Origin of the sequence: Ruminococcus sp., assembly GCF_019417665.1 — a bacterium.
Classification (GTDB): domain Bacteria; phylum Bacillota; class Clostridia; order Oscillospirales; family Ruminococcaceae; genus Ruminococcus_C.
On the sequence record NZ_DXUU01000069.1, the window covers coordinates 1 to 9,392 of the forward strand.

Annotated in this window: 9 protein-coding genes; all 9 read left to right on the forward strand. The window is 46.8% G+C overall.

From position 1 onward, the window contains the following. Positions 1 to 835: siphovirus ReqiPepy6 Gp37-like family protein (locus tag QZ375_RS12580; RefSeq protein ID WP_295219603.1), on the forward strand; the 835-nt coding region annotated here is incomplete at its 5' end. A 7-nt stretch (positions 836 to 842) separates the two neighbouring features. Further along, the gene (locus tag QZ375_RS12585) at positions 843 to 2,210 is read left to right on the forward strand and encodes a leucine-rich repeat domain-containing protein (protein ID WP_295219604.1); all 1,368 of its coding nucleotides are present in this window, start codon (positions 843 to 845) and stop codon (positions 2,208 to 2,210) included. Beyond that, positions 2,207 to 3,694 carry a hypothetical protein gene (locus QZ375_RS12590; protein ID WP_295219605.1) on the forward strand — a complete coding sequence of 496 codons (1,488 nt, stop codon included), beginning with the start codon at positions 2,207 to 2,209 and terminating at the stop codon, positions 3,692 to 3,694. The genes QZ375_RS12585 and QZ375_RS12590 overlap by 4 nt, the downstream gene beginning before the upstream one ends. A gap of 4 nt (positions 3,695 to 3,698) precedes the next feature. Continuing rightward, the gene (locus QZ375_RS12595) at positions 3,699 to 4,142 is read left to right on the forward strand and encodes a phage holin family protein (protein WP_365729101.1); all 444 of its coding nucleotides are present in this window, start codon (positions 3,699 to 3,701) and stop codon (positions 4,140 to 4,142) included. Position 4,143: 1 nt separating this feature from the next. Continuing rightward, a complete protein-coding gene (locus QZ375_RS12600; RefSeq protein ID WP_295219606.1) occupies positions 4,144 to 5,154 on the forward strand; it encodes a peptidoglycan recognition family protein in 1,011 nt (336 codons plus the stop codon). A gap of 366 nt (positions 5,155 to 5,520) precedes the next feature. Beyond that, positions 5,521 to 5,703 (forward strand): SHOCT domain-containing protein, encoded by a 183-nt coding sequence (locus QZ375_RS12605; protein ID WP_295219607.1) that lies wholly within the window; start codon positions 5,521 to 5,523, stop codon positions 5,701 to 5,703. 36 nt (positions 5,704 to 5,739) lie between these two features. Beyond that, positions 5,740 to 7,026, forward strand: a complete 1,287-nt coding sequence (locus tag QZ375_RS12610) for a recombinase family protein (protein ID WP_295219608.1) — start codon at positions 5,740 to 5,742, stop codon at positions 7,024 to 7,026. Beyond that, entirely contained in the window at positions 7,011 to 8,591 is a 1,581-nt protein-coding gene (locus tag QZ375_RS12615; protein WP_295219609.1) for a recombinase family protein, read from the forward strand. Before QZ375_RS12610 ends, QZ375_RS12615 begins: the two co-directional genes overlap by 16 nt. Positions 8,592 to 8,928: 337 nt before the next feature. After that, positions 8,929 to 9,336, forward strand: a complete 408-nt coding sequence (locus QZ375_RS12620) for a peptide deformylase (RefSeq protein WP_295219610.1) — start codon at positions 8,929 to 8,931, stop codon at positions 9,334 to 9,336. The last annotated feature ends 56 nt before the right edge of the window (positions 9,337 to 9,392 follow it).

A 9,392-nucleotide genomic window follows, 5' to 3' on the forward strand; every position in this document is an offset into this window, starting at 1 on the left:
CGATGCCGAAAAGGGCGATTACCTGACGGTCACCGGACGGTTTCTTGCCTGTCTGTTGGAACGGCGGATCATCTATCCCACCATCACTGCAAACGGCAGCTATGCAGACATTGTCAGCAAGGTGCTGTCTCGCAATGTGATTTCTGCCGGAATCCGCAATCTGCCCGGTTTTTCCATGGGAACGGTTTCCGGTAACTGCTGGCAGAACACCGCACGAATGCAGGTCAGCTATGACAACATCTTGGAATGGCTGTACAGCCTCTGTGAAACCATTGGCGGTTCGGCAAATGTGCGGCTGGATGGAAACGCACTGAAATGCGACCTGTTTTCCGGAACAGACCGCAGCCTTTTGCAGGACGACAATCCTCACATTGTGTTCTCCGATGCGTACAACAATCTGCTGTCCTTTTCCTATGCGGCAGACGATGCCGTGCAGAAAAACTTTGCCTATGTGCTGGGCTGCGGCGAAGGCAATGCCAGAAAGCGAACGACATTCTGTATCGGTACAGAGCCGACCTATCTTGACCGCTATGAGATCTATGTGGACGAGCGAAACACCGCACAGGAAGAAGATGTGACGGATGCGGAATATCTGGAAATTTTGAAAAGCAGCGGTGCGGAGCATCTGGTGCAGCCAATGACGGCATCGGAATCCGCCATCGCTGCATTTTCCACCCAGTATCAGTACAACAAGGATTACTTTGTGGGCGACTATGTGACGGTCGAACAGAAACGCTTTGGTTTGATTCAGCCTCGAATTCAGCTGATCGGCATGGTGGAGAGTTTCGATCAGAACGGCAGAAGTCTGACACCGACTTTCAAAGAAACGGAGTGATATTCATATGTCTTTTTCCTATGGATTTTTTAACGCACAAAACCTTGACCGGGTGTATACTGCAGAGGATTTTACTGCATATCTGTCCAGCCTGATCTGCAACGGGATTCTGGATACGTACCGGCAGTGTTTTGCACCAACAATCAAAAATTTAGCCGTCACATTCGGCACAGGCAAGGCGTGGATCAACGGGCATTATCTCATCAGTGACACGCTGCATACGGTTGACTGTGCTTCCTATGTAGATGAATCGCTGGATCGCTATGTGGTCATTGCCTTGTTCTGCGACCTTTCCACACGAACCTGCGGCATTCGCATTCAGCCTGGAATTGCTGCCGCCGAACCTGTCATTCCCTCGTTCACCAACAACAATGTGACGACTTATCTGACTCTGGCAGCTGTTCGGCTGCGAGCCGGTGCAACAGAACTGACCGCAGAGGATGTGATCGATTATCGGGAGGATGAAAGCAAATGCGGCTACTGCAAGTGCATTCTTGGTAAGTGTAGAGTGACAGAGATGCTCGCTGAAATGGCAAAGACAAATGCCACACTGGACGAACTGCAAAAGCGTCTGGATGCAATGAGCAGTCAGATTTCCGAACTGCAAACCAAGGTGGATGATTTGACCGCAGGCGAAATCCTAGCGACCGGACAGTGCGGTGAAAACATTTACTATGTTCTCTACGACAACGGCAAACTGCTGCTGCGTGGCACGGGTGCAACCTACGATTATACCTCTCATGATTCTGTGTTCTATCAAAACGACCAGATCAAGGAGATTGTACTCAGCAATGGCATTACTGGTCTGGGTGACCGTTTGTTCTATCATTGTGCCAATGCGAAAACGGTATCTCTTCCGGCAACACTGACCAGCATTGGTGATTCTGCTTTTGCACAGGAAGATGCCATAATCAATGATACCGCTGGTCTGACTTCTGTTACCATTCCGCAGGCAGTTACTGCGATTCAGTCATACGCCTTTTATCATACCGCCATTGCAGAAGTCACTGTGCCTGCCAGCGTGAAAACGTGGGGAAAGTATGCTTTCAGCGACTGTGCAAAGCTGAAGGCTGCTCGTGTTGCGTGTGATTCCATTGGTGCTTTTGCGTTTACAAGATGCACAGCATTGTCCAATCTTACGATTTCGGCAAATTGCAAGACATTCGGACAAAATATACTGACGTATTGCGAGAGCCTAAAAAGCATCACCTATGAAGGTACGATTACGCAGTGGAACGCCATCACCAAACCGGTCAACTGGATGTCCTCCGGAGAACATTCTTACAACAATTATCTGAAAAAGATCCAGTGTGTAGATGGCTATCTGGAATATGATTCTGAGAATTATGGATGGAACGAGGTGAAAAACGGATGATGAAATTTTTAGTAAAAAATCAAAGGCTGGAGGCAATAGAGCGAGAGGTCATTGCTTCTGACCAGATCGCATTTGTTTCGGTTCGATTTGCATTTGATGGGGCTTGGAAAGTCCTGCACAAAGTGGTGCAGTTCACGCAGTGCGAAGAAACATATAATTTGGTGCTTGGCATAGAGGGAACGACTTGCTTGCTGCCGTCTGAGCTGCATCCTGGTGCAGTAAAGATGAGTTTATTTGGCTACGATGCAGAAAGCGATACTACACTGCGTGCGACAACTGTACCGGTAACACTTCACATTCGACCGTCCGGTTTTGTCACAGACGGGGATACGCCAATTCCGCCTACGCCGGATTTGTATACGCAGCTTTTGAAAAAACTTTCCGAAATGCAAACTGGAGCAAATGGAAAGGACGGCCGTTCTGCTTACGAGATCACCAAAGAAAATGGTTTTGTGGGAACAGCTGCAGAATGGCTGGAGAGTTTGAAAGGCAGGGATGGTATTGATGGCAAGGATGGCTTACCGGGGAAAGATGGTAGAGATGGGCGTGATGGAAAGGACGGCGTTTCTCCGGATTTGACAAATTATCCGGATACCGATGCTGTGAAAACACTGATTCAAGTTGTTGTTCAGCCACTTTTACAGCAGGCACACGTTCATGAGAATCTGGATATCTTAAATGCTTTGACGGATACAGAACTTACTTTGCTCCATGAACTTCAGGCATTCGAGGATGATACAACTTACAATATCCAAACATTCCGGGATGCCGTTGCAGCACTGAATAAAAAAGCACATACCCACGAAAATCAATCTGCATTGGATCAGATCACTTCCGCTAAAATCGCACAATGGGATGGTTTCGGTACACAAATCAACGGGCTTAGCACAAAGGTTACAGTCTATTCGGAAAAAACAGAACGCACTTTGGAGAGCCTGCAAAAGCAGATCGATAACCTGGCAAGCGGCAGAAATTACACCGTCCTGTTTCAGTCCGGGCAGAATGCCATTTCGACCTATGCATCAAATCTCAGTATGATTCTGGACGGCAGGTATCAGACCATGACGGATTTTCTGGCTGCCTATCCGCAGTTTTGCAGTGCAGCAAATGATTTTGTGCTGTCCTACTCGCAAACGTGTTTTAACTGGGATAAGTCGGTCTTGACCGTTTGTGCAAAGTCTCTGTCCTTGACGAAAAACGCTGAAATCGTGATGTCCTATCAGTCGGGTTCCAGCGAAGCCGGAAGTCTGTATCTGGTGCCGAAACCGCAGAAGATTGACATTCCCATTGGTGTGTATGTGAACACACAGATTGACTTAAATCGTGCAGTTTCTTTGGATTTTCAATGGCTGCAGTCGGACACCTTTATCACCACCATCACAGAATGCACCGGCATTTCTGACGGCGAATATTACCTTGCATGGGTGGGCAGAAGCAACAACTCCCACCCGAAGATCCGAGCTCTGAAAGTACTGGAGGGTTAAAAATATGATGAAAGATACCATTTGCGTGGCTGTCGGCTTGGTCGGCGGCTTTTTTACTGCCATTTTTGGCGGCTGGGACTCCGCTCTGGTGACACTGGTCGTCTTTATGGCAATCGACTTCTTCACCGGCATCATCACCGCCATGATGAAAAAGTCCAAACACACGAAAAGCGGCGGACTTTCTTCCAAAGCTGGCTGGTTCGGTCTGGCGAAAAAGGTCTGCACTTTGATGCTGATCGTTGTTGCAGTCCGGATGGATATTCTGCTGAATACCAACTATATTCGAGATGCAGCCTGCATCAGTTTTTGCCTGAACGAACTGCTTTCCATCGTGGAAAATACAAGTTTAATGGGAATCCCTTATCCACCTGCAATCCAAAAAGCAATCGATGTTCTGCAAACAAAAATCGGCAGAACCGAAGAAACCACCGACAAGGAGGAAAAGTAATATGGCTATTTTAAGACCGGATACAACAACGACATTTGGCGGTGTTACCGTCAACGAATATTTGCTCACCAAACACAATCCCAACAGAATCGATATGCCCTCTGTTTCAATGGAGGGCAAAGTTATCGGAGTGACTGTTCATAACACCGATTGGATTTCGGTAGCAAGCGGCACGACCCCTGCGGAACAGTACACAAGGGCAACGGTCAATAACAACATGAAGGACGTGCGAGTTCATTACTATGTGGATAACGTGTGTGCATGGCAGAATCTGCCCCACAGCCTGAGTGGCTGGCACGCCGCTGATGGCAATGGCAATGGAAATCGCAGAACCATCGCTATCGAGTGTATTATGTCCTCTGCATACAATTCTGCCGATCAAAAATCGGAGGACAATGCAGTGAAACTTGCCGCAGCGTTATTAAAACAGTATGGATTGGACATCAATCATCTCTACACCCATACCCACTGGCTCAATGTTCGTGACGGACGAAACGGAACGATTGACCAATTGAACACCATGTACAATCGGTACAAAATGTGTCCGGCGTACATTTTGCCTCATTGGGCGGAGTTCAAGAAAAAGGTACAGTCTTATTTGAATGCAGGTTCCTCTGCTGCACCTTCCACAAAGCAGCTTTACCGGGTGAGAAAGTCTTGGGCAGATGCAAAGTCGCAGCTTGGTGCGTACTCTTCTTTGGAGAATGCGAAAAAAGCCTGCAAGGTTGGATATTCTGTATTTGATGCATCTGGAAGTGCGGTCTACACCAATGGCGGCAAGTTCACCAAGGGACAGAAGGTTACTATTCGTGCCAACACGCCGCTGTTCGCCAGTGCAGAAACTACTGCTGTAACCAGAAGAATCAGTGGCACTTACTATCTCTATGACGGCATTGCCTGCAAGAACGGTCGTTATCGGATCACCACAAAGCCGGAGTTCTGCGGAAAGACACCGGTGGGACAGTTTGTGACTGGGTATGTTTCTTGGGATAATTTTGGGGTGATCGGATGAATGCAGAACAAAAAGACCAGATCCGACAGCTGCATAGCAGCGGCCTTGGCTACAAGAAAATCGCAGCCCAATTAGGGCTGTCTGTCAACACTGTGGCTTCTTTCTGCAAACGGCAGAGAGGAAGCGAATCCTGCCCACACTGTCCGCAGTGTGGGCGTTCTGTTGTGCAGACACCGCACCGAAAACCGAAACGATTCTGTTCCACACAATGCCACAATACTTGGTGGAATCATCATGCTGTATCGGGGGACGGCAAATTACAGCAGCGCTGCCCTATCTGCAAGAAGTCTTTTTTTGCCTATCCCAGTTCGCACCGAAAATATTGTTCCCGTCTTTGCTATGGGAAGTACAGAAAGGAAATGGCTCATGGAAAAAGAACATTACCATAAGATCATTACGTATCAAACCACAGTTTCGATTTTGAAAAACTGGATGTGTGCTGGATTAGTCACACCGGAGGAATTCCAAAAAATCAACACCATAATTGCCGAACGTTCCGGCATATCTTTGTGCAGTATATTCCTTGACTCCTGCCCGATCGTACGGTAATATGTCATCGGAAAGGGGGAGATTATCACGGCACGAGTGATACAAAAAGTTGCATTTCCACAGAAAAAGCCGTTCCTGTTGAAACGGACGGCAGCCTATGCCAGAGTGTCCAGCGGAAAGGATGCCATGCTCCATTCTCTGTCGGCACAGGTCAGCTATTACAATCAGCTGATCCAGAGCAATCCGGAGTGGCTGTTCTGCGGTGTTTATGCAGATGAGGCATTGACGGGAACAAAAGAAAATCGGGCGGAATTTCAAAAGCTGCTGAACCGGTGCCGGCAGGGAGAAATCGACTTGATTCTGACAAAGTCCATTTCCCGTTTTGCACGAAACACGGTTACCTTGTTGGAAACGGTACGGGAACTGAAAACACTGGGCGTTGATGTCTATTTCGAGGAACAGCGGATTCATTCCATGAGTTCAGAAGGCGAGCTGATGCTTTCCATTCTGGCATCTTACGCACAGGAGGAAAGCTATTCTGCCAGCGAGAACAAAAAGTGGCAGATGCGAAAGGACTTTGAACAGGGAAAAGTCGGGAGTATGCGAATGCTGGGTTATCGGCGAACCAAGTCCGGAAAACTGGAAATCGTACCAGAGGAGGTTGAAATCGTTAGAATGATTTTTCTATATTATCTGTCTGGTATGGGTAAGCTGGCAATTGCCAAGAAACTGAATGAACAGCAGATATGCACGGTGCGTGGCTGTGCATGGACGACGGAGGACGTAAGACGAACGCTCCGCAATGAAAAGTACACCGGAAATTTGCTGCTGCAAAAAAGTTTTCGGGAAAATCACATTACCAAGAAAAAGGTGGCTAACATCGGACAGCTTCCGCAATATTTCGTTACCGGTTCGCATGAAGCCATCATTTCGCAGGAACAGTTTGATGCGGTGCAGAAACAAATGGCGGAACGGCAGAAAAAATATGCCGGTTCCTGTACAACAAACCGATATCCATTTACGCAGAAAATACGGTGTGCCTGCTGCGGCAAGTATTACCGCAGAAAAACGACAGTGACCGGTGTGGTCTGGATTTGTTCCACTTACAACACCAAAGGGAAAAAATACTGTCCAACAGCAAAACAGATTCCGGAAAATACGCTGCTCTCTGCCTGCTGTGATGTTTTGGAAATACCAGAATTTGATGCGGAGCAATTTGCGGAACGAATTGAACAGATTCAGATCCCTGCACCCAATGAACTGCAATTTTGCTTTTCGGACGGAACGGAACAAACCGTATTTTGGAAAGACCGTTCCCGTTCGGAAAGCTGGACAGCGGAAATGCGAGAGAAAGCGAGGCAGAAAAAATGGCGACAGTCCTAAAAATACCGGCAAAGTTTCACCCCATAACGCATTTGCCGGAAACCAAGGTTCAGAAACGCAGAGTGGCAGCCTATGCCAGAGTTTCCACGGATTCTGAGGAACAGCAGACCTCTTATGCTGCACAGGTGGATCGCTACACTAAGTACATTCAGGAACGGGCAGACTGGGAGTTTGTTGCAGTCTATACCGATGAGGGCATTTCAGCCCTGAATACCAAACATCGAGATGGCTTCAATCGCATGGTGGCGGATGCTCTGGATGGTAAGATTGATTTGATTGTCACCAAATCGGTCAGCCGGTTTGCACGAAACACCGTAGATTCTTTGACAACTGTGCGGAAGCTGAAAGAAAAAGGCGTGGAGGTGTTTTTCGAGAAAGAAAACATCTACACGCTGGATTCCAAAGGTGAACTGCTGATTACCATCATGTCCAGTCTGGCACAGGAGGAGAGCCGTTCTATTTCAGAGAATGTAACTTGGGGACAGCGAAAGCGAATGGCGGACGGCAAGGTTAGCCTTCCATACAAGCATTTTCTGGGATATCGAAAAGGAGCAGATGGCTTGCCGGAAATTGTGCCGGAGGAGGCGGAGATTGTTCGGAATATCTATCGTTGGTTTATGGAGGGGAAAACGCCAACTAGCATTGCGAGAACATTGACAGAACAGAGCGTTCCGACACCTGCCGGCAAGGAGCAATGGCATTCCAGTACAGTGAAAAGCATCCTGACCAATGAAAAATACAAGGGTTCTGCTCTATTGCAAAAGAAATTCACCGTTGATTTTCTCACAAAAAAATCCAAAGTGAATGAAGGTGAAGTACCGCAATACTACATTGAGGAAAGTCACCCTGCCATCATAGTGCCGGAGGAGTTTGAACTGGTGCAGGCAGAATTGCTGCGGAGGCAAAACCTACGGCGGCAATACAATGGGAAAAGCGTATTTGCTGCCCGACTTGTCTGCGGCGACTGCGGAAATTTCTTCGGGGCAAAGGTCTGGCATTCCAACAGCAAGTATCGGCAGGTGATCTGGCAGTGCAATCACAAATTCCAAGGGGTGTGCAAATGCCAGACACCCCATTTGCAAGAGAGCGTCATACAGCAGCGGTTTCAGGCAGCCGTTCAGGAATTGCTGCAAAAGCGGAAAGCAGTTCTGGAAAACTGTCAGGTAATGCTGGAACTGCTTACGGACTGTACAGATTTAGAGCGTCAATTGCAGGAAATGGAAACGCAGAAAATGCGGATTTCGGAACAGGTGCAGGGATATGTTCGGGAGAATAGTGAAATCGTGCAGGATCAGGAAAAGTATGAGGAACGGTATCAGGCACTGGTGGGACAGTATGAACCGCTGCAGAAACAAGAAACCACTCTGCAGGAACGGCGAGCAGAGCGGTTGGCAAGACGGGAACAGATTCAGGGCTTTCAAAGAGCATTAAGCGGACAAAATGGGATGCTGCCGGAATTTGATACACAATTGTGGCTGGCTGCTGTAGAAAAAGCAGTGGTGCATCGAGATGGAAAAATCGTGTTTGTTTTGAAAGATGGGACGGAGTTGGTGCAAAAAATTTGAGGGGAGTGGGAGTGCAGTCTGAACTCCCTTTGCTTTGTGGGTGTGCATTGTATCATTTGTGACGTGTGTTTTCAAAAATCCTCGTAAATGCGTTATTTACGAGGATATTTTTTTGTCTATTTGAATAAAAATAGGATTCCATACCCTTATCGTACCCTTACGGGATTTTGATATGGCCTGGTTTTGATAGGTTTACAGAGATCTTTCGAGTGAGAAGAATATTTATTATAAATCAAATAAAATGCGGAGTTATATATGTAACTTCGCATTTTGTTGCTTATACAGGAAAAATATGATATAATAGAAGCAATCAGTAAAAATCCAAAGGAGCAGGAATATGATAAAAGAAATTGTAACAGACCCAATTTTTCTAAGCCAGAAGTCAGAACCGGCAACAAAAGATGACCAACAGACAATTCGAGATTTACTGGATACGATTGAGGCTAATGCAGAACGTTGCGTAGGTATGGCTGCCAACATGATTGGTGTTCGGAAAACCATTTTAGTAGCACAGATCGGCAAGGAATATCTGATTATTGTGAATCCAAAGATTGTAGACCATTCCAAATCGTGCTATGATGTGGAGGAAGGATGCTTGTCACTGCCTGGTCAGCGTCCGGCAAAACGTTATCCTATTATTGTAGTAGAATATTTTGATAAGAATTTCAAAAAGAAAAAGCAGACATTCAAAGACTTTGAGGCGCAGATTATTCAGCATGAGATGGATCATTTTGAGGGGGGTTAATTTAAATTAAAAATTATATATTGAATAAAAATAATCAAATGTAAATAATATATAGT

Excerpts from the sequence above, each read along its gene's own strand:
- QZ375_RS12585 (WP_295219604.1), top strand. The coding sequence starts at position 843 with ATGTCTTTTTCCTATGGATTTTTTAACGCACAAAACCTTGACCGGGTG.
- QZ375_RS12590 (WP_295219605.1), top strand. The coding sequence starts at position 2,207 with ATGATGAAATTTTTAGTAAAAAATCAAAGGCTGGAGGCAATAGAGCGA.
- QZ375_RS12595 (WP_365729101.1), top strand. The coding sequence starts at position 3,699 with ATGATGAAAGATACCATTTGCGTGGCTGTCGGCTTGGTCGGCGGCTTT.
- QZ375_RS12600 (WP_295219606.1), top strand. The coding sequence starts at position 4,144 with ATGGCTATTTTAAGACCGGATACAACAACGACATTTGGCGGTGTTACC.
- QZ375_RS12605 (WP_295219607.1), top strand. The coding sequence starts at position 5,521 with ATGGAAAAAGAACATTACCATAAGATCATTACGTATCAAACCACAGTT.
- QZ375_RS12615 (WP_295219609.1), top strand. The coding sequence starts at position 7,011 with ATGGCGACAGTCCTAAAAATACCGGCAAAGTTTCACCCCATAACGCAT.
- QZ375_RS12620 (WP_295219610.1), top strand. The coding sequence starts at position 8,929 with ATGATAAAAGAAATTGTAACAGACCCAATTTTTCTAAGCCAGAAGTCA.